This is a genomic window from Enterobacter sp. ODB01 (genome assembly GCF_001623605.1).
In the GTDB taxonomy this organism is placed as follows: domain Bacteria; phylum Pseudomonadota; class Gammaproteobacteria; order Enterobacterales; family Enterobacteriaceae; genus Enterobacter; species Enterobacter kobei.
This window is the reverse complement of record NZ_CP015227.1, coordinates 4194459-4214583: the sequence shown is the minus strand read 5'-3', so window position 1 is coordinate 4214583 and position 20125 is coordinate 4194459. Positions and strand designations below refer to the sequence as shown.

The window sequence follows — 20125 nt, the reverse complement described above, 5'->3', positions numbered from 1 at the left end:
GTGCTCCGTTAATTAAGCCAGGCGCCGAGCGGTAACGTCACGTCCAGCAGGCGGTCAAAGGCGTACCACAGTAAAATCCCCATCACCACGCCTGAGATCCCTGCCGCAGGCAGGGTGGCGTTAAACAGCATGCCGATCACCATCGTCAGGATGGCGGTCGCCACCGGGAAGCCGAGCCATTCAAAGCCCCAGGCGTACATCAGCAGGACAATGACCATCACCAGCAGACGCTGCAGAATGCGACGCGGTGGCCACTCGACGGTGTCCGGGTGGCGCAACAGCAGCGCCACCGAGCAGAGCAGCATCAGGCCGACAATGCCCATCGGGAAGGGGCGTGGCCCTACGGGTTCATAGCTGTATTCGCTGTGGATCTGCCAGGCGACAAACATCCCGCCAACGCAGAGCAGCAGCCATATCCCGGCAAAAATACGATCGCTCATAGCGCCTCCGGTTATTTCGCCAGGCCAAAGGCTTTCGCCTGCTCGCGGTAGTCATTCACCTGTTTTTTGACGTACTCATCCAGTGGCTTACCGGTCAGGTTAAATTCAAACAGCCCGCGCAGATCGCGCTGTTTCTTAAACGCTTCGGTCTGCTGGAGTGTGTTGAACGCGTCGACCCACCACTGGTACTCGGCATCGGTCACTTTTGGCCCGACGAAGAACCCGCGGATGATCGGCCAGACCAGGTTGTAACCCTGCTCTTTGGCGGTCGGCACGTTAGCCAGCTGTCCCGGCAGACGGTTTTCCGAGAAGACCGCCAGCACGCGGATTTTGTCCCCGTTCAGGTAGGGCACCATCTCGCTGAGATCGCCGGAAACGGCCTGAACATGGTTGCCCATCAGTGCCGTAACCGGCTCGCCGCCGCCTTCAAAGGCCACGTAGCGCATTTTGTGTGGGTCAACCTTCGCCTGTTGCGCGAGAAGGGCGGCTTTCATCCAGTCCTGGCTACCGATCGACGCGCCTGCGCCAATCACCACGCTGTTCGGATCTTTTTCCATGGCGGTGAGCAGGTCTTTCAGGGACTTCCACGGTGAGTCGGCACGCACGGCAATCATCCCGTAGTCGGTACCGACGGTCGCCAGCCAGCGCACGTCATCCACGCCATAACGGCCAAACTTGCCCTGAGACAGGTTCAGCAGTGAACCACCGGAGAAGGCCACCACCGTCCCCGCTTCCGCAGGTCGTTGTGCGACGATGGCGTTATAGGCCACCGCGCCCACGCCGCCGGGCATGTAGGTCACGCGCATCGGTTTCTCGATGGCCTTCGTCTCCAGCATGCTGACCTGAATCAATTTGCAGGTGAGATCGAAACCGCCACCCGGTTTGGCCGGGGCGATACATTCGGTACGGGACGGGGCGTCCTGCGCCTGAACGACAGAGGTACTCAACAGGAATGCGCTTGCAGCAAGGGTAGAAAGTAAGTGTTTTTTCATCGTTTATCCTCACGCCGGGGTACGGGTATGGGTCTTTTTTCTGATTATGTGAACCGCCTTGTAGCGGTTCCGTTGCGTGATTGTTAAAACAATAACCTTTCATTTCCCTTTCAATGGGGAACCAACTTTACAGGATGTGACATGCGTCTCTTACTCGCAGAAGATAATCGTGAGCTGGCTCACTGGCTGGAGAAAGCGCTGGTGCAGGAGGGCTTCGCCGTGGATTGCGTGTCTGACGGGCGTGCCGCCGACCATCTGCTGCAGGGAGAACATTACGCGGTTGCTATTCTGGACATCGGCATGCCCGGTTTTGACGGCCTGGAAGTGGTCCATCGCCTCAGAAAACGGGGGCAGACGCTGCCCGTCCTGTTCCTGACTGCGCGCAGCAACGTGGCGGACCGGGTAAAGGGCCTGAACGCCGGGGCGGATGATTATCTGCCAAAACCGTTTGAGCTGGAGGAGCTTGACGCCCGGCTGCGTGCCCTGTTGCGCAGAAGCGAGGGGCGCACGCAGGAACGCCAGCGTCTTGGGGAGCTGGAGTATGACGACGAGGGCTTTTTCCTGCTCCGCGATGAACCGCTTTCCCTGACGCCGCGCGAGCTCTCTCTGCTGAAAGTGCTGATGCACCGCCGCACCCGTCCGGTTTCGCGGCAGCAGCTTTTTGACCAGGTGTTCAGCCTGAACGACGACGTCAGCCCTGAAAGTATCGATCTTTATATTCACCGCCTGCGAAAGAAGCTCACCGGCAGCGGCGTGCGGATCACCACGTTGCGGGGGCTGGGATACGTGCTGGAGTGCGGCGATGAGAGGGTTTAAGCCGCAGTCGCTCTACCTGCAACTGCTGCTTTTTCTTGGCCTGCCGCTACTGTTGCTGTGGGGATTGTCAGCCTTTAACAGCTACGTCAGCGCGTTGCAGGCGGCCACGCAGGCTTACGACCGCACGCTGTTATCCTCTGCCCGCACCATCTCGGAACGACTGGAGGTGCGCGACGGCAAGCTGGCGGTGGACGTGCCCTGGGTGGTGCTTGATAGCTTTGAGCTCAACATGAACGACCGGCTCTATTACAAGGTGGTCGACCCCGACGGGCGGGTGATCTCCGGCTATGACGATCTGCCGAAGATGCCGCCTGCAACGTCGCGTACCACGCTCTACCCCGCGCTGGCGTGGTTTTACCATACCGAATATCGCGGGCAGGCGATTCGGGTGGCGCGTCTGCTGCAGCCCGTGAATCAAGATTCTATTTTTGGCATGGCGGAAATTTACGTTGCGGAGACGCTCCAGTCACGCCGCTATCTCGCCAGCCAGTTGCTCTTTTCATCCTGGGTTTCGCAGGGGCTGCTGGTGCTGCTGACGCTGGTGCTAACCGCCTGGATGCTGCGCCGCGTGTTGCGCCCGATGCGCCAGCTCTCCTCGCTGATGGTGCGGCGCGAGCCGGGCCTGCTGGCACCGCTGCCGGAGCTGCTGCCCTGGTCCGAGACCCGGCTGCTGATTGTGGCTTTTAACCGCTATATCGACCGTCTGCGCGGCGTGCTTTCGCGTCAGGAACGTTTCAACGCGGATGCATCGCACCAGCTCAAAACGCCACTGGCGGTACTTAAAACACAGGTGTCTGTCGCGCTTACTCGCCAGGATCCCGCTTTGTGGCAGGAGAGTCTGCGGGCAATGAACGCCACGCTGGATGAGACTATCGTACTCACCGAGCGGCTGTTGCAGCTTTCGGCGGTGAAGGGGAGAGAGCAGGGCGATCGTCAGTTCTCGCCTGTGGATCTGGTTCAGGTGGTGCAGAACTGCTGCTTCTCCCGACTGGCGCAGGCGCGGAGCAAAGGGATCGATCTGGGTTACGACGGTGTGGAGCAGCCGGTCATGATCGAAGGCGATGACGTCCTACTGGGCGAACTGTGCGCTAACCTGCTGGAGAACGCGATTAAATATACGCCAGCAGGCGGGACCGTGACCGTTTTCCTGCGCGCGGAGGCCGGTGCCGTTGAGCTGCGCGTTGAAGACAGCGGCCCCGGCATTGAAGAGGATCAAATTCACCAGGCAATGCTCCCTTTCCACCGCCTGGACAACGTTGGGGACGCTGCCGGTTCCGGGATCGGGCTGGCACTGGCGGGTGACATTGCCCGGCTGCACCGCAGCCATTTGCAACTCAACCGCAGTGAATCCCTGGGTGGCCTGTGTGTCAAAATGCGCTTTCTGTTGCTTGCATAAAAAAGCCGCAAGTTTCAAATCGTTACAATCTTCCCCCCCGCCGCACGCAGAGTGCTTGATCCCCGGGAGACTCAGGTTAAAATCTCGCGGTTTTGGGACTTCTCTATAAAATTGCGCGGGATCATGACAATGAAAAAAGTGGCATTACTGGGCTTCGGCCTGATGGTTGTATCTGCGGCGGCTAACGCCATCAGCTTCAACGGCTCGGCGGGTCAGGACTATACCCACCTGGGCTTTGGCCTGGGAACAGAGACTTCCGGTCTGGCGATGACCGGTGGCTGGACGCATAACGATGACGACGGCGATGCGGCAAGCCTCGGTCTGGGTCTGAACATTCCTCTTGGTCCATTCCTGGCGACCGTCGGCGGTAAAGGTATCTATACCAACCCGAACGACGGTGACGAAGGGTATGCGGCAGCGGTGGGTGGCGGCCTGCAGTGGAAAATTGGCGACAGCTTCGGTCTGTTTGGCGAGTATTACTACTCTCCGGACTCGCTCTCCAGCGGTATCGACAGCTATGAAGAAGCCAACGCCGGCGCGCGCTGGACCATCATGCGTCCGATTACCATCGAGGCGGGCTATCGCTACCTGAACCTGGCGGGCAAAGACGGCAACCGCGACAACGCGCTGGCCGACGGTCCCTATGTGGGCGTAAGCGCAGGCTTCTAATCCTGTCGGCGCGGCGTTCCGTCGCGCCAGTTTCTCTCTTCTCCCTCCCGCGTTTGCGCTATAGTGTTTTCACCAAATAAGCGGGAGAACACAATGATTAACGTGGAGATGTTATCCACCGGCGACGAAGTGCTGCATGGACAAATTATTGATACCAATGCTGCCTGGCTTGCCGATCTTTTCTTTGAGCAAGGATTACCGTTAACGCGTCGCAATACGGTAGGCGACAATCTTGAGTCGCTGGTCAGCATTCTGCGTGAGCGGAGCGAACACTGCGATGTGCTGATCGTGAATGGCGGACTCGGTCCTACCAGTGACGATCTCAGCGCGCTGGCCGCCGCAACCGCAAAAGGTGAAGGGCTGGTGCTGCATGAGGCATGGCTTTCACAGATGGAACGCTTTTTCTCCGAACGTGGCCGCGTTATGGCCCCCAGCAACCGCAAGCAAGCTGAAATCCCCGCCAGTGCTGAGCTGGTTGATAACCCGGTCGGCACCGCGTGCGGGTTTGCCCTGCAGCTGAACCGTTGCCTGATGTTCTTCACGCCCGGCGTACCTTCCGAATTTAAAGTGATGGTTGAGCAGAAGATCCTGCCGCGCCTTCGCGACCGTTTTACCCTGCCTGAACCTCCGCTGTGCCTGCGACTGACCACGTTTGGCCGTTCTGAAAGCGATCTGGCCCAGAGTCTTGACCACCTGCAATTGCCGCCGGGCGTGTCCATGGGCTATCGCTCCTCTATGCCGATCATTGAGCTCAAGCTGACAGGACCGGCGACGCAGAAAGCGGCGATGCTGGCCCTGTGGCCCGAAGTGCAGCGCGTGGCGGGCGAAAGCCTGATCTTTGAAGGGACGGAGGGGTTGCCTGCGCAGATTGCGAAGCACCTGCAGGATCGTCAGCTGAGCGTGACCTTAAGCGAGCAGTTCACCGGTGGCCTGCTGGCGCTGCAATTGTCGCGCGCCAGCGCGCCGCTGCTGGCCAGCGAAGTGGTGCCGTTCCAGCAGGAGACCCTGGCGCAAACCGCCCGCTGGGCCTCGGAGCGACGGGTTAAACATTTTGCCGGTCTGGCGCTGTTCGTGGGTGGGCTGGATGAGGAACACCTTAACGTCGCGCTGGCGACGCCGGAGGGGACCTGGGCTCTGAGGGTCAAAATGAGCATCACTCGCCACAGTCTGGCGGTGCGTCAGGAAGTCTGCGCCATGATGGCGCTGAATATGCTGCGCCGCTGGCTCAATGGCAAAGAGGTCGCCAGCGAGCACGGCTGGATTAACGTTGTTGAGTCGCTGTTCGTCGAGTAATGTTTGTGCCGGGGCGTTCGCCCCGGCCATGTTCAGCCCAGCGCGTTCGCCAACAGGGTAATCGGATGCTCACAGCGCTTGCTGGTGGACATCTCGATCTGCCATTTACAGGTTTCGCAGTCGGTCACCACGATATCCGCGCCGCTCTCTTCGATCTGTCGGAACAGCGGGGCGCCAATCGCCTGGGAGGTTGCGTAGTTTTCGCGCTTAAAGCCGTAGGTTCCCGCAATCCCGCAGCAGCGCGAATCCAGCACCGTCAGCTCAAGTCCGGGAATTAACCGCAGCAGCTCAAGCGTATAGAGCGACCAGCCCATTTTCTCCATATGACACGGGGTGTGATACACCACTTTCAGGGGCAATTTCCCCAGCGGCAACGTCTGCCCGCTATCGAGCTTGCGCCACAGGAAGCGTGTCGCCAGCTCGATGTGCTCGCGCAGGCCGGTATTATCCACGTCCAGCAGATGCGGGTACTCATCGCGCAGGGTGAAGGTACAGGTGGACGAGGTCGCCAGCACCGGAATACCTTTATCGACAATCGCTTCGCGCAGTGACGTGACATTGCTCTGAGCCTGCCTGCGCGCTTTATCGGTAAACCCGTTGGCGATCAGCGGTACGCCGCAGCACTTCTCTTTGTTCAGTAGCTGAACGCCCGTTCCCATGGCGTTTAGCACCTTCAGCAGATCTTTGCCCAGCTGCGGGTGGTTGTAATTCACATAGCAGCCGTGGAAAAAGGCCACCTGGTCGGCGTACTGCGCCTGCTCCGCCGCGACGGATTTGTACCAGCGGCGGAAGGTGCCGTGAGAATATTTCGGCAGGCTGCGGTGATGGTCTATCTTCAGCGTGGCATCCAGCAGCTGGCGCACCGGTTTGAGGGCGGTCGCGGCATTGACCAGCGGGGCAAACGGCGTTGAGACGCTGCCCATCAGGTCGGTATGGCTGAGGATGGCATCGCGCAGGGACGGCTTTTGCGTGCTGTAGCGCGCCCTGGCGCGCTGGATGATATCGCCGATTTTCACATCCGACGGGCAGGCAACTTCGCAGCGTTTGCAGTTGATACAGTATTTCAGCGCCTCGTCGTACAGCTTACCGTCCTTCAGGCGCAGACGCTCGCCGTCAGGCCCGGCCTGCTTCGGTCCGGGATAGCGCGGGTTCACGCCGCTGACCGGGCAGACGGTTGTGCAGACCGTGCATTTAATGCAGCTTTCAAAACGGGTATCGTTCATTGTTCCGCCTCCGCGCGCTGGCTAATCTGCTCTGCCACATACAGCGCCGTGACGGCGCAGACCCCGCCACCGCACCCCTGAGTTATGGGATCGTACCCGCCCAACAGCGAGCCAATGGCAAAGAGATTCCTGACGGGCTTACCGGACAGTTGCGGGTGCAGTTGGTTATCAACCATCACGCCGAACTGTTGCCAGGGCTGCGGCGAGAAGAAATCACTCTGATACCAGTCCGCGCGGGACGCGCCTTGCCGGACATCAAGCCCCATAATGGCTTCCCGGATGCCCTCCCGGCTGCTCAGCAGCCCGTTGCTGAAGAAACTGCCGCTTGCCAGCACCGTATAGCGGGCGCGAAGCGGAATATCACCGTGGTTGCGGGTCCAGATTTCACTCACCGCGCCGTCCGTCAGGGTGATTTTTTTCACCTCGTCACCCGCCATCCACACGCCGCCCTGCGCCACAAACTGGCGCTGGATCTGGGTATGCAGGCGAATGCCGGGCACGGAAGGGGGAAGCGTTGGCAGCAGGCCGAGCGAGCAGGGCAGACGGTCCGACAGCCAGCGCCACAGGCGGTTATCGCTGAGTCCAAAGCAGGCAGGCATCAACAGCGTATCGCAGGTTTCACCGAGCGGTCTGAGCGCCTCATACAGCAGCGGCCATCTGTCTTCGTTATCCAGAAAGCGGGCGATATTCACCGCGCGAAACTCGCTCGGGTTTTCGCGCAGGACATCCAGTTCAGGCAGTTCTATCTCTGCCGTCTCGGCGTTCACGCCCTGGCGACACAGTGACGCCGCCGCAAGATGGGGCTGAAAATCCAGAAAGCCGCTAATACCCACGACCCGTACCCGTCCTGTGCTCACAGGGGCAACGGGGACCTCCTCCGGGCTGAGCCATGCGGAACGCAGGGTGCCAAGCGGCGTGATGCGTTGATGATTTTGCCTGGCGCTCCCCTTCAGACGCGCACCGCAGTCAGCCAGCAGCGCTTCGGTTTCCAGCGCAAAGCGGTCAATATGCTGCGCGCCAACCCGATGATACGGGTGCTCCGGCGGCAGTTTGTCGCGGTACGTGTCGTCCACCAGATCCAGCGATCCCGACGAGAAGTGCAGGGCACTCTGCCCCCGGGTGATAATGGCGCAGCGCAGCCCCTGCTTCGTGAGCTTGATGCCACAGAGCAAGCCCGCCAGCCCGCCGCCGACAATCACGGTATCAAATTTCATCGTGTTGCTCCTTCTCAAGACCGCAAAGCCCCTGGTAGACCCAGCGGGTAAACTCGCTCTCACGCAGGGCATCGCCCCAGGCGACAGGCTGAATGCCTTTCCAGCGCTCGTTTAAAAAGGCGCTGAGCTGATCGAGCGACTGGGTGGCAGTCGTGGTATGAAAACGCTGCAGCAGACCCGCCGCACGGCAGGCGCACAGTTCACCCTGGCAGGTTCCCATGCCGACGCGGGTGCGACGGCGGAGATCGAGCAGGCTCTTGACCGTCAGGTTCTCCACCGCGTATTGCACCTCGCCCGCGGTGACGGCTTCGCACTCGCACACCAGGCTGCGGCTCAGCCGACCTTCGCCGAGCCAGACCGGCGTTCTGTCCCCGTGGCGGTAAATCGCGGAACCGCGCAGCGGGGCGGGCAGGGAGATGATTTTTTGCAACGTTTTTTCGGTGGACTGACGCGATCCTGGCAGCGGTTGTTCTGCCGTCACGCACGGCTTGGTATTCCCCAGCTTGCGGCAGACTGCATCGGTGGCCCATTCGGCCATCAGGCGGTAGGTCATTAATTTGCCGCCTGTAATGGTGATAAATCCGTCCATGCCGTCGCGTTCGGCGTGGTCGAGCAGCACGATGCCCCGGCTAACGTTACGTCCGCTCGGATCGTTATCGCTGGCGACAAGAGGACGCACGCCCGCGTAGGCACGCAGAATACGCGTCTGGGCCATCACCGGGGCCAGTTTCTCGCCTTCACGCAGCAGGATATCCACCTCTTCGGCGGTCACGCGGTTGTAGTCAATGTCGCTGTAGTCGACGTGGGTTGAGGTCGTACCAATCAGCGAAATGGTATCGCCCGGCACGAGGATATCGGCATCAGACGGTTTGCGGCAGCGGTTGATCACATGGTTATTGATGCGATGGTCGAGGATCAGCAGCGAGCCTTTCGCCGGGAACATGCGCACCGACAGGTCAGCGTATTCTGCAATGCGCTGCCCCCAGATCCCCGCGGCATTAATGACGACGGAGGCAAACAGCTCGCTGTGTTCGTGGTATTGCGTATCAAACACCCGCACGCCGCAGACGCGATGGCCTTCGCGGATAAGTCCGGTCACTTCATGTCCGGTCAGAATGCGCGCCCCATGTTCCCGGGCATCCAGCATATTGGCGGCGGTCAGGCGGAACGGATCGACGGTGCCATCCGGGACTTTCACTGCGCCAATAAGCGCCGGGTTGACCGACGGTTCCAGCTGCCGTGCCCGCGCCGGATCCATGGCCTCCGCCTGAATACCTGCTGCGTTACAGGCGGTGATAAAGGTTTCCTGAAAGGCGAGGTCATCTTCGGGAAGGGTGATAAAGAGGCCATCGGTCGGTTCAATGCAGTGGCGGGCGATACGCTTGAGGATCTGGTTTTCCGCAATACATTCCCGTGCCGACTCACCGTCAGTGACGGCGTATCGTGCGCCGCTGTGAAGCAGGCCGTGGTTACGCCCGGTCGCGCCCGTGGCAATATCGTGGCGTTCCAGAAGCGTGACGCTTAATCCGCGAAGGGCGCAATCGCGAGCGATACCGGCGCCGGTGGCACCACCGCCAATGATAATCACATCGCTGTAGCGAGGATCGTGAATTGTCATTGTCTTCCCTTAATGTTCGTTTTTTTATCATTTAGCCACATGAAAACTGTGGTTTGTTTGATTTCGAACATAAACGCGCGAAATTCGAAAGTGAAACGTGATTTCATGCGCTTTTTTGCGCATCCTGTCATATTTCTGTAACAATCTGTGCGTTGATTCACAGTAACAATCACCATGATTTCTTAACATCCCCGGCTCTGGAATTCAGGTGCGAGCCACCTGCTCATTCAATTCAAGGCCACGGAGGCTGTCATGCTCAGTATTTTCAAACCCGCGCCGCATCGGGCGCGTCTGCCAGAGGCAGAGATTGATCCGCTATACCGTCGTCTGCGTTGGCAAATTTTCCTGGGGATCTTCTTCGGGTACGCGGCGTACTATCTTGTGCGTAAAAACTTTGCGCTCGCCATGCCGTATCTGGTGGAGCAGGGCTTTTCACGCGGCGATCTGGGGTTCGCGCTGTCGGGGATCTCTATCGCGTATGGTTTTTCCAAGTTCATTATGGGGTCCGTGTCAGATCGCTCGAATCCGCGCGTGTTTCTGCCCGCCGGTCTGATTCTGGCGGCTGCGGTGATGTTGTTCATGGGTTTTGTGCCGTGGGCAACCTCCAGCATTGCCGTTATGTTCGTGCTGCTGTTCCTCTGTGGCTGGTTCCAGGGGATGGGATGGCCGCCATGCGGACGTACCATGGTGCACTGGTGGTCGCAGAAAGAGCGCGGCGGCATTGTGTCGGTGTGGAACTGCGCGCATAACGTGGGTGGCGGTATTCCGCCGCTGCTGTTCCTGCTGGGGATGGCCTGGTTCAACGACTGGCACGCTGCGCTCTACATGCCTGCGTTTGGCGCCATTCTGGTGGCGATTATTGCCTTCGCGCTGATGCGCGATACGCCGCAATCCTGCGGCCTGCCGCCGATTGAAGAGTATAAAGACGACTATCCGGATGATTACAGCGAGAAGCACGAAGAAGAGCTGACCGCGAAGCAGATCTTCATGAAGTACGTGCTGCCTAACAAACTGCTGTGGTACATCGCGGTGGCCAACGTGTTCGTTTATCTGCTGCGTTACGGCATTCTGGACTGGTCACCGACCTACCTGAAAGAGGTGAAACACTTCGCGCTGGATAAATCCTCCTGGGCCTACTTCCTGTATGAATACGCGGGGATCCCGGGCACGCTGATCTGCGGCTGGATGTCGGACAAAGTGTTTAAAGGTAACCGTGGTGCAACAGGCGTATTCTTCATGACCCTGGTGACCATCGCCACCGTGGTGTACTGGCTCAACCCGCCGGGCAACCCGGGCGTAGACATGGCCTGTATGATCGTCATCGGCTTCCTGATTTATGGCCCGGTCATGCTGATTGGCCTGCATGCCCTGGAACTGGCACCGAAAAAAGCGGCGGGCACGGCGGCAGGCTTTACCGGTCTGTTCGGCTACCTGGGCGGTTCAGTCGCGGCGAGCGCCATCGTGGGCTACACCGTGGACTTCTTCGGTTGGGACGGCGGCTTTATGGTGATGATTGGCGGTAGCGTGCTGGCGGTACTGCTGTTGATTGTCGTAATGATCGGTGAGAAACGTCACCACGCTGAAGTGCTGGTGCGTCGTCAATAAGGAACATGACCATGAAATTATCTCATTTAACCACCGGTCTGCTGCTGGCGGGCCTGATGACAGGCTCCGCGCTGGCGGCGGATAAAATCGTGATTGCCCACCGCGGCGCGAGCGGCTATCTGCCGGAGCATACGTTGCCGGCGAAAGCAATGGCCTATGCGCAGGGCGCGGATTATCTGGAGCAGGATCTGGTGATGACGAAGGACGACCAGCTGGTCGTCCTGCATGATCACTATCTTGACCGCGTAACGGACGTGGCGGAGCGTTTCCCGGACCGCGCGCGTAAAGATGGCCGTTTCTACGCCATTGATTTCACCCTGGCGGAGATCCGCTCCCTGAAGTTTACCGAAGGGTTCGAGATTGAAAACGGCAAGAAGTTACAGGTCTATCCGGGACGTTTCCCGATGGGCAAATCTGACTTCCGTATTCACACCTTCCAGGAGGAGATAGAGTTTGTTCAGGGGCTGAACCACTCGACCGGTAAAAATATCGGTATCTACCCGGAAATCAAAGCGCCGTGGTTCCATCATCAGGAAGGGAAGGATATTGCCGCGAAAACCCTGGAGGTCCTGAAGCAGTACGGCTACACCAGCAAGAAGGACAAAGTTTACCTGCAGTGTTTTGACGCCGCCGAGCTGAAGCGCATTAAAACCGAGCTGGAGCCGAAGATGGGGATGGATCTCAATCTGGTGCAGTTGATTGCCTACACCGACTGGAATGAAACCCAGGAGAAACAGCCAGACGGGAAGTGGGTGAACTACAACTACGACTGGATGTTTAAGCCGGGCGCGATGAAGCAGATTGCGCAGTACGCTGACGGCATCGGGCCGGATTACCACATGCTGGTGGCAGAAGGCTCCACGCCGGGTCACGTCAAGCTGACGGCGATGGTGAAAGAGGCGCATGCCAGCAAGATGCAGGTCCATCCGTATACCGTGCGTGCAGACCAGCTGCCGCCGTATGCCACGGACGTGAATCAGCTTTATGAGGTGTTGTATAACCAGGCGGGCGTGGACGGGTTGTTTACGGATTTCCCGGATAAAGCGGTGAGTTTTTTGAAGGATTAACACTGGAATTGCCGGGTGGCGGCTGCGCCTTACCCGGCCTACGAACTAACCCTCTCCCACAGGGAGAGGGAACCAGGGCAATTACATCTCGATCTCAATATCGCCTTTTGCCCGGCAGCAGCAGGGCAAAATTTCCCCTTCGTTGATAAAGGCCAGCGGTTCAGTCAGCCAGTCCACCTGGCCGGCGACCAGACGGCAGCGGCAGGAGCCGCAATAGCCGGAACGACACTGGTACTCTACTTCTACCTGATGCGCCTCAAGCGCCACCAGCAGAGAAGGATGCTCCTCCCGACACAGCACCTCAGTGCCGGAAAGACTTAACGTAACGCGTGACATCAGAGCTGGAAGTCGCTCAGGTCGTCAGTGTTGACTTCAGAATCAATCTGACCGACCAGGTAAGAACTCACCTCCACTTCCTGAGGCGCAACCTGCACGTTATCGGACACCAGCCAGGTGTTGATCCACGGGATTGGGTTAGAACGCGTCTGGAACGGCAGGTCGAGACCGACAGCCTGCATACGGATGTTGGTGATGTACTCAACGTACTGGCAGAGAATGTCTTTGTTCAGGCCAATCATGGAACCGTCGCGGAACAGGTAGTCTGCCCACTCTTTCTCCTGCTGAGCTGCCAGCACGAACAGGTCATAGCACTCCTGCTTGCACTCTTCGGCGATTTCCGCCATCTCCGGGTCATCCGTGCCGCTGCGCAGCAGGTTCAGCATGTGCTGGGTGCCGGTCAGGTGCAGGGCCTCGTCGCGGGCGATCAGACGGATGATTTTGGCGTTGCCTTCCATCAGCTTACGCTCGGCAAAGGCGAAGGAGCAGGCGAAGCTCACGTAGAAGCGGATCGCTTCCAGCGCGTTGACGCTCATCAGGCACAGGTACAGCTGTTTTTTCAGCGCGCGCAGGTTCACGGTAACGGTTTTACCGTTCACGTTATGGGTACCTTCGCCCAGCAGGTGCCAGTAGCTGGTCATCTCGATCAGTTCGTCGTAATAGTGCGCAATGCCTTCCGCACGCTTCTGGATCTGCTCGTTGGTGACGATATCGTCAAACACCACCGCCGGATCGTTCACGATGTTGCGGATGATATGCGTATAAGAGCGGGAGTGAATCGTCTCGGAGAACGCCCAGGTTTCCACCCAGGTTTCCAGCTCGGGAATGGAAATCAGCGGCAGCAGCGCTACGTTCGGGCTACGGCCCTGAATGGAATCCAGCAGCGTCTGGTACTTCAGGTTGCTGATGAAGATATGCTTTTCGTGATCCGGCAGCGACTGGTAATCAATGCGATCGCGGGAGACGTCTACTTCTTCCGGACGCCAGAAGAAGGAGAGTTGCTTTTCAATCAGCTTTTCGAAGATGTCATATTTTTGCTGATCGTAGCGTGCCACGTTGACCGGCTGGCCAAAGAACATCGGCTCTTTGAGCTGGTCGTTTTTCGTCTGTGAAAATGTGGTGTATGCCATTGCGGTGAGTCCTGTTGAGATTTTATTGCCCGGCAACACTGCGTTTGCCGGGCCTACAAAACCGTAGGCCGGGTATGCGTAGTGCCACCCGGCGAAGTGCTTAGATCTTACATGCGCCGCTTTCGCAGCCATCGTCCTGAATTGACGGTACCATGTCGTCCTGCGCGTCTTCTGCACCGTCACGGGTGTTGTGATAGTACAGCGTTTTCACGCCAAATTTGTAGGCGGTCAGCAGGTCTTTCAACAGCTGCTGCATCGGTACCTTGCCAGACGGGAAACGCGTCGGGTCATAGTTGGTATTGGCAGAGATCGACTGGTCGATAAACTTCTGCATGATACCCACCAGCTGCAGGTAGCCGTCGTTGTTTGGCATTTCCCACAGCAGCTCGTAGTTGTTCCCGAGTGTTTCGTAGTCCGGTACCACCTGACGCAGCACGCCGTCTTTCGACGCTTTAATGCTGACGTGGCCGCGCGGCGGCTCAATACCGTTAGTGGCGTTGGAGATCTGCGAAGAGGTCTCAGACGGCATCAGGGCAGAGAGCGTGGAGTTGCGCAGACCGTGAGTCTTGATGGACTCGCGCAGGCCTTCCCAGTCAAGGTGCAGCGGCTCGCTGACGATCGCATCCAGGTCTTTCTTGTAGGTGTCGATCGGCAGAATGCCTTTTGCATAGGTGGTTTCGTTGAACCACGGGCATGCGCCTTGCTCTTTCGCCAGTTCGTTAGACGCTTTCATCAGGTAATACTGAATGGCTTCGAACGTCTGGTGCGTCAGGTTATTGGCGCTGCCGTCGGAGTAACGCTTACCGTTTTTCGCCAGCCAGTAGGCGAAGTTAATCACGCCGATACCCAGGGTACGACGACCCATCGCGCCACGTTTAGCGGCCGGAATTGGGTAATCCTGGTAGTCCAGCAGGGCGTCGAGCGCGCGAACCGCCAGCACGGCCAGCTCTTCCAGCTCGTCCAGGCTTTTAATTGCACCCAGGTTGAACGCAGACAGCGTACACAGTGCAATTTCGCCATTTTCGTCGTTCACGTCTTCCAGCGGCTTGGTCGGCAGGGCGATCTCAAGGCACAGGTTAGACTGGCGTACTGGCGCAACCACCGGATCAAACGGGCTATGGGTGTTGCAGTGGTCAACGTTCTGGATGTAGATACGGCCGGTAGAGGCACGCTCCTGCATCATCAGGGAGAACAGGTCGACCGCCTTCACGCGCTGCTTGCGGATGCTGTCGTCTTTTTCATATTTGGTGTACAGACGCTCGAACTCGTCCTGATCGGCGAAGAACGCGTCGTACAGGCCCGGGACGTCGGACGGGCTGAACAGGGTAATGTCTTCCCCTTTCAGCAGACGGGTGTACATCAGTTTGTTGATCTGTACGCCGTAGTCCATGTGACGCACGCGGTTGCCTTCCACGCCACGGTTGTTTTTCAGCACCAGCAGGCTTTCCACTTCCAGGTGCCACATTGGGTAGAACAGGGTCGCAGCACCGCCGCGCACGCCGCCCTGAGAGCAGGATTTCACTGCCGTCTGGAAGTGCTTGTAGAACGGGATACAGCCGGTGTGGAACGCTTCACCGCCGCGAATCGGGCTGCCCAGTGCACGGATACGACCGGCGTTGATGCCGATACCGGCGCGCTGGGAGACGTATTTCACAATGGCGCTGGAGGTCGCATTGATGGAATCCAGGCTGTCGCCACACTCGATCAGTACGCAGGAGCTGAACTGACGGGTAGGGGTACGCACGCCAGACATGATTGGCGTTGGCAGAGAAATCTTGAACGTCGATACCGCATCGTAGAAACGCTTCACGTAATCCAGACGGGTGTCACGCGGGTAGTTTGAGAACAGGCAGGCGGCCACCAGAATATAGAGGAACTGGGCGCTTTCGTAGATCTCACCGGTAACGCGGTTCTGAACAAGGTATTTGCCTTCGAGCTGCTTCACCGCCGCATAGGAGAAATTCATATCGCGCCAGTGATCGATAAACCCGTTCATCTGCTCGAACTCTTCTTCCGTATAGTCTTCCAGCAGATGCGTGTCGTATTTGCCCAGCTCAACCATTTTCACCACGTGATCGTAAAGCGCAGGCGGCTCAAACTGGCCGTAGGCTTTTTTACGCAGGTGGAAAATCGCCAGACGTGCAGCAAGGTACTGATAATCCGGTGCGTCGCGGGAGATCAGATCTGCCGCTGCTTTGATAATCGTTTCGTGGATATCAGACGTTTTGATGCCGTCGTAGAACTGAATGTGGGAACGCAGTTCAACCTGGGAGATAGATACGTTGTTCAGTCCTTCTGCTGCCCAGTCGAGAACTCGATGGATTTTGTCCAGATTGATACGCTCGGTCGTCCCGTCGCGCTTTGTCACCAGCAGACTCTGATTCATGTGGGTTTTACCTGTCCGTGAAATAAAAAATATCCCCCGCTTATCCACAGAATCGTCTTGTGACTAACTCTGTGGATAAATACTACATATAGGGGGTTTGCGATAAGAAAAACGCTATATGGTGAGTATTCTAGTATCGAATCTTTTCAGCACAAGGGTTGATTTTGACGTTAAATTGAGGTTGTGAAAGGGTAAAAAAGGCTAAGTCCTCGTACCGTAAGGCCTGGACGACATGTCAATAATTAAGAAAAAAAATTCAAAATTTGATCGAGTGCTGATTTCTTCAACGGGAGGGCAGAATTGCGCAACATGATGTCGCGCAATCTTTATAAGAATAACGAATGACGTTAGTCGTTTTTGGCGGTTGTATGCAACATATAGTTAACATCCACGCCCGGGGCGAGTTTGAATTTATCGGTCAGCGGATTGTAGTGCAGGCCGGTAATGTGCTGCTCTTTAAGCCACGTCCGATCAACCCAGCTCAGTAATTCAGCAGGCTTAATGAATTTCTTCACGTCGTGCGTGCCTTTTGGCACCATGCGCAGCACATATTCCGCGCCGACGACGGCCATCAGCCAGGCTTTACCGTTACGGTTGATGGTTGAGAAGAAGACCTGACCGCCCGGTTTCACCAGTTTTGCGCAGGCGTTCACCACGGATTGCGGATCGGGAACGTGTTCCAGCATCTCCATGCAGGTCACCACATCATACTGGTGGGCATGTTTTGCCGCGTGTTCTTCCACGGTTTCCTGCACGTATTCAACCTGGATCCCTGACTCCAGCGCATGGAGACGGGCCACCTGCAAGGGTTCAAAGCCCATATCCAGACCGGTGACCGTCGCGCCTTCGCGCGCCATGCTCTCCGCCAGGATGCCGCCGCCGCAGCCGACATCAAGCACCTTCTTACCGAACAGGCCGCCGGAACGCTCCGCGATATAGCCCAGACGCAGCGGGTTAATGCGATGCAGCGGTTTGAACTCACCTTCGAGATCCCACCAGCGGGACGCCACCGCTTCAAATTTGGCAATCTCTTCGTGGTCAACGTTGTGAGCCACCGGGGATTTTTCGGCATTCATGGGCGCTTTTACTCCTTATTTAGCAAGACAAAGGAGTATATCAGGCAATCCCCATGAATAAAGCGTATAGGTTTACCTCAATCACCGCGGCTGTGTTATAATTTGCGACCTTTGAATCCGGGATACAGTAGAGGGATAGCGGTTAGATGAGCGACCTTGCGAGAGAAATTACACCGGTTAACATCGAGGAAGAGCTGAAGAGCTCCTATCTGGACTATGCGATGTCGGTCATTGTTGGCCGTGCGCTGCCGGACGTCCGCGATGGCCTGAAGCCGGTACACCGTCGCGTACTATACGCCATGAACGTATTGGGCAATGACTGGAATAAAGCCTACAAAAAATCTGCCCGTGTCGTTGGTGACGTAATCGGTAAATACCATCCCCATGGTGATTCCGCGGTGTACGACACTATCGTCCGTATGGCGCAGCCATTCTCGCTGCGTTACATGCTGGTAGATGGTCAGGGTAACTTTGGTTCTATCGACGGCGACTCCGCCGCGGCAATGCGTTATACGGAAATCCGTCTGGCGAAGATTGCCCATGAGCTGATGGCCGACCTGGAAAAAGAGACGGTTGATTTCGTTGATAACTACGACGGCACGGAAAAAATCCCTGACGTCATGCCGACGAAAATCCCTAACCTGCTGGTGAACGGCTCGTCCGGTATCGCCGTGGGTATGGCAACTAACATTCCGCCGCACAACATCACGGAAGTGATCAACGGCTGCCTGGCCTATATCGAAGATGAAGACATCAGCATTGAAGGGCTGATGGAGCACATCCCGGGCCCGGACTTCCCGACGGCGGCGATCATCAACGGTCGTCGCGGTATTGAAGAAGCGTACCGCACCGGTCGCGGCAAGATTTACATCCGTGCCCGCGCCGAAGTGGAAGCGGACGCTAAAACCGGCCGTGAAACCATTATTGTTCACGAGATCCCGTATCAGGTGAACAAAGCCCGTCTGATTGAAAAAATCGCCGAGCTGGTAAAAGAAAAACGTGTTGAAGGCATCAGCGCGCTGCGTGACGAGTCTGACAAAGACGGTATGCGCATCGTGATTGAGATCAAACGCGACGCGGTGGGTGAGGTTGTACTGAACAATCTGTACTCCCAGACTCAGCTTCAGGTCTCCTTCGGTATCAACATGGTGGCACTGCACCATGGTCAGCCGAAGATCATGAACCTGAAAGAGATCCTGAGCGCGTTCGTGCGTCACCGCCGCGAAGTGGTGACCCGCCGTACCATCTTTGAACTGCGCAAAGCGCGCGACCGTGCGCACATCCTTGAAGCGCTGGCGGTTGCGCTGGCCAACATCGACCCGATCATTGAACTGATCCGTCGCGCGCCAACCCCGGCAGAAGCAAAAGCCGGACTGGTATCCCGTCCGTGGGATCTGGGTAACGTGGCGGCGATGCTGGAGCGTGCGGGTGATGACGCGGCGCGTCCTGAGTGGCTGGAACCTGAGTTCGGCGTACGTGACGGTCAGTACTACCTGACTGAACAGCAGGCCCAGGCGATTCTGGATCTGCGTCTGCAGAAACTGACCGGCCTTGAGCATGAAAAACTGCTCGACGAATACAAAGAGCTGCTGGAGCAGATTGCCGAGCTGCTGCACATTCTGGGCAGCGCAGAGCGCCTGATGGAAGTGATCCGCGAAGAGCTGGAGCTGGTCCGCGACCAGTTTGGCGACGAGCGCCGCACCGAAATCACCGCGAACAGCTCTGATATCAACATTGAAGATCTGATCAACCGCGAAGATGTGGTGGTCACCCTGTCTCACCAGGGCTATGTGAAGTATCAGCCGTTGACCGACTATGAAGCACAGCGTCGTGGCGGCAAGGGCAAGTCTGCGGCACGTATTAAAGAAGAAGACTTTATTGACCGTCTGCTGGTGGCCAACACCCACGACACGATCCTCTGCTTCTCCAGCCGTGGCCGTCTGTACTGGATGAAAGTCTATCAGCTGCCTGAAGCGAGCCGTGGCGCGCGTGGTCGTCCAATCGTCAACCTGCTGCCGCTGGAAGCGAACGAACGTATCACCGCCATTCTGCCGGTACGCGAGTACGAAGAGGGCGTGAACGTCTTTATGGCGACCGCCAGCGGTACCGTGAAGAAAACCGCGCTGACCGAGTTCAGCCGTCCACGTTCCGCCGGGATCATCGCGGTGAACCTGAACGAAGGCGACGAGCTGATCGGTGTGGATCTGACCTCCGGTTCTGATGAAGTCATGCTGTTCTCTGCGGCCGGTAAAGTGGTGCGCTTCAAAGAGAACGCCGTGCGCGCAATGGGTCGTACAGCGACCGGTGTACGCGGTATCAAACTGGCGGGTGAAGATTCCGTTGTTTCCCTGATCGTTCCTCGCGGCGAAGGTGCAATCCTGACCGTCACCCAGAACGGTTACGGTAAACGTACCGCGGAAAGCGAATACCCGACCAAATCACGTGGCACGCAGGGCGTTATCTCTATTAAGGTTACCGAGCGCAACGGTTCCGTTGTGGGTGCGGTACAGGTCGATGATGCCGACCAGATCATGATGATCACTGATGCCGGTACGCTGGTGCGTACACGCGTATCTGAGATCAGCGTGGTGGGTCGTAACACCCAGGGCGTTATCCTCATCCGTACTGCGGAAGATGAAAACGTGGTGGGTCTGCAGCGCGTGGCTGAGCCGGTGGATGACGAAGAGCTCGATTCCATCGACGGTAGCGTTGCGGAAGGTGACGATGAAATCGCGCCGGAAGCGGACACCGACGATGATGCAGCGGATGACGCTGACGAGTAATGTCTCCTGACGCAAAAAGGGCCGGATTCCGGCCCTTTTCTTTTACGTAAGCAGACAAGTGAACGTTGCGGCAAGCCGCGT

Annotated in this window: 16 protein-coding genes; 7 read left to right on the top strand and 9 right to left on the bottom strand. The window is 57.7% G+C overall.

Annotated elements, in window-relative coordinates:
* Positions 1-8: 8 nt before the first annotated feature.
* Together A4308_RS20030 and A4308_RS20025 are read right to left on the bottom strand one after the other, a co-directional pair.
* The gene (locus A4308_RS20030) at positions 9-440 is read right to left on the bottom strand and encodes a tripartite tricarboxylate transporter TctB family protein (RefSeq protein WP_014884622.1); all 432 of its coding nucleotides are present in this window, start codon (positions 438-440) and stop codon (positions 9-11) included.
* Positions 441-451: 11 nt separating this feature from the next.
* Entirely contained in the window at positions 452-1432 is a 981-nt protein-coding gene (locus A4308_RS20025) for a Bug family tripartite tricarboxylate transporter substrate binding protein (RefSeq protein WP_045281815.1), read from the bottom strand.
* Between the two features lie 141 nt (positions 1433-1573).
* Between A4308_RS20025 and tctD the strand changes: the two genes are divergently transcribed.
* From tctD to A4308_RS20005, 4 genes are all read left to right on the top strand, one after another.
* A complete protein-coding gene (gene tctD / locus A4308_RS20020; protein ID WP_014884620.1) occupies positions 1574-2248 on the top strand; it encodes a transcriptional regulator TctD in 675 nt (224 codons plus the stop codon).
* Complete coding sequence (locus A4308_RS20015; protein ID WP_023330956.1) at positions 2235-3644, top strand: sensor histidine kinase; 1410 nt, start codon at positions 2235-2237, stop codon at positions 3642-3644. The genes tctD and A4308_RS20015 overlap by 14 nt, the downstream gene beginning before the upstream one ends.
* A gap of 129 nt (positions 3645-3773) precedes the next feature.
* Positions 3774-4313 carry a YfaZ family outer membrane protein gene (locus tag A4308_RS20010; protein WP_023330955.1) on the top strand — a complete coding sequence of 180 codons (540 nt, stop codon included), beginning with the start codon at positions 3774-3776 and terminating at the stop codon, positions 4311-4313.
* Positions 4314-4406: 93 nt separating this feature from the next.
* Complete coding sequence (locus A4308_RS20005; protein WP_045281816.1) at positions 4407-5606, top strand: nicotinamide mononucleotide deamidase-related protein YfaY; 1200 nt, start codon at positions 4407-4409, stop codon at positions 5604-5606.
* A gap of 32 nt (positions 5607-5638) precedes the next feature.
* Here the strand turns inward: A4308_RS20005 and glpC are convergent, their stop codons facing one another.
* Genes glpC through glpA form a run of 3 tightly spaced genes read right to left on the bottom strand, consistent with a single transcriptional unit; the run spans position 5639 to position 9661 of the window.
* On the bottom strand, positions 5639-6829 hold the full coding sequence (gene glpC / locus A4308_RS20000; RefSeq protein ID WP_014884616.1) for an anaerobic glycerol-3-phosphate dehydrogenase subunit GlpC: 1191 nt from the start codon (positions 6827-6829) through the stop codon (positions 5639-5641).
* Complete coding sequence (gene glpB, locus A4308_RS19995) at positions 6826-8043, bottom strand: glycerol-3-phosphate dehydrogenase subunit GlpB (RefSeq protein ID WP_014884615.1); 1218 nt, start codon at positions 8041-8043, stop codon at positions 6826-6828. Before glpB ends, glpC begins: the two co-directional genes overlap by 4 nt.
* Positions 8033-9661, bottom strand: a complete 1629-nt coding sequence (gene glpA, locus A4308_RS19990; protein WP_045134327.1) for an anaerobic glycerol-3-phosphate dehydrogenase subunit A — start codon at positions 9659-9661, stop codon at positions 8033-8035. The genes glpB and glpA overlap by 11 nt, the downstream gene beginning before the upstream one ends.
* Positions 9662-9913: 252 nt before the next feature.
* On the opposite strand from glpA, the gene glpT reads away from it, so the two are divergent.
* Together glpT and glpQ are read left to right on the top strand one after the other, a co-directional pair.
* Positions 9914-11266, top strand: a complete 1353-nt coding sequence (gene glpT / locus A4308_RS19985) for a glycerol-3-phosphate transporter (protein ID WP_045281818.1) — start codon at positions 9914-9916, stop codon at positions 11264-11266.
* A gap of 11 nt (positions 11267-11277) precedes the next feature.
* Complete coding sequence (gene glpQ / locus A4308_RS19980; protein ID WP_045268969.1) at positions 11278-12333, top strand: glycerophosphodiester phosphodiesterase; 1056 nt, start codon at positions 11278-11280, stop codon at positions 12331-12333.
* Between the two features lie 81 nt (positions 12334-12414).
* Here glpQ and yfaE read toward each other — a convergent pair whose 3' ends face one another.
* The 4 genes from yfaE to ubiG all read right to left on the bottom strand — a co-directional run bounded on the left by yfaE (position 12415) and on the right by ubiG (position 17261).
* Positions 12415-12669 (bottom strand): class I ribonucleotide reductase maintenance protein YfaE, encoded by a 255-nt coding sequence (gene yfaE, locus A4308_RS19975; RefSeq protein ID WP_008500234.1) that lies wholly within the window; start codon positions 12667-12669, stop codon positions 12415-12417.
* Positions 12669-13799 carry a class Ia ribonucleoside-diphosphate reductase subunit beta gene (nrdB, locus tag A4308_RS19970; protein WP_014884611.1) on the bottom strand — a complete coding sequence of 377 codons (1131 nt, stop codon included), beginning with the start codon at positions 13797-13799 and terminating at the stop codon, positions 12669-12671. Before nrdB ends, yfaE begins: the two co-directional genes overlap by 1 nt.
* Before the next feature lie 100 nt (positions 13800-13899).
* Complete coding sequence (gene nrdA / locus A4308_RS19965) at positions 13900-16185, bottom strand: class 1a ribonucleoside-diphosphate reductase subunit alpha (RefSeq protein WP_014884610.1); 2286 nt, start codon at positions 16183-16185, stop codon at positions 13900-13902.
* Between the two features lie 347 nt (positions 16186-16532).
* The gene (gene ubiG, locus A4308_RS19960; protein ID WP_014884609.1) at positions 16533-17261 is read right to left on the bottom strand and encodes a bifunctional 2-polyprenyl-6-hydroxyphenol methylase/3-demethylubiquinol 3-O-methyltransferase UbiG; all 729 of its coding nucleotides are present in this window, start codon (positions 17259-17261) and stop codon (positions 16533-16535) included.
* 146 nt (positions 17262-17407) lie between these two features.
* Between ubiG and gyrA the strand changes: the two genes are divergently transcribed.
* On the top strand, positions 17408-20044 hold the full coding sequence (gene gyrA, locus A4308_RS19955; RefSeq protein WP_014884608.1) for a DNA topoisomerase (ATP-hydrolyzing) subunit A: 2637 nt from the start codon (positions 17408-17410) through the stop codon (positions 20042-20044).
* The last annotated feature ends 81 nt before the right edge of the window (positions 20045-20125 follow it).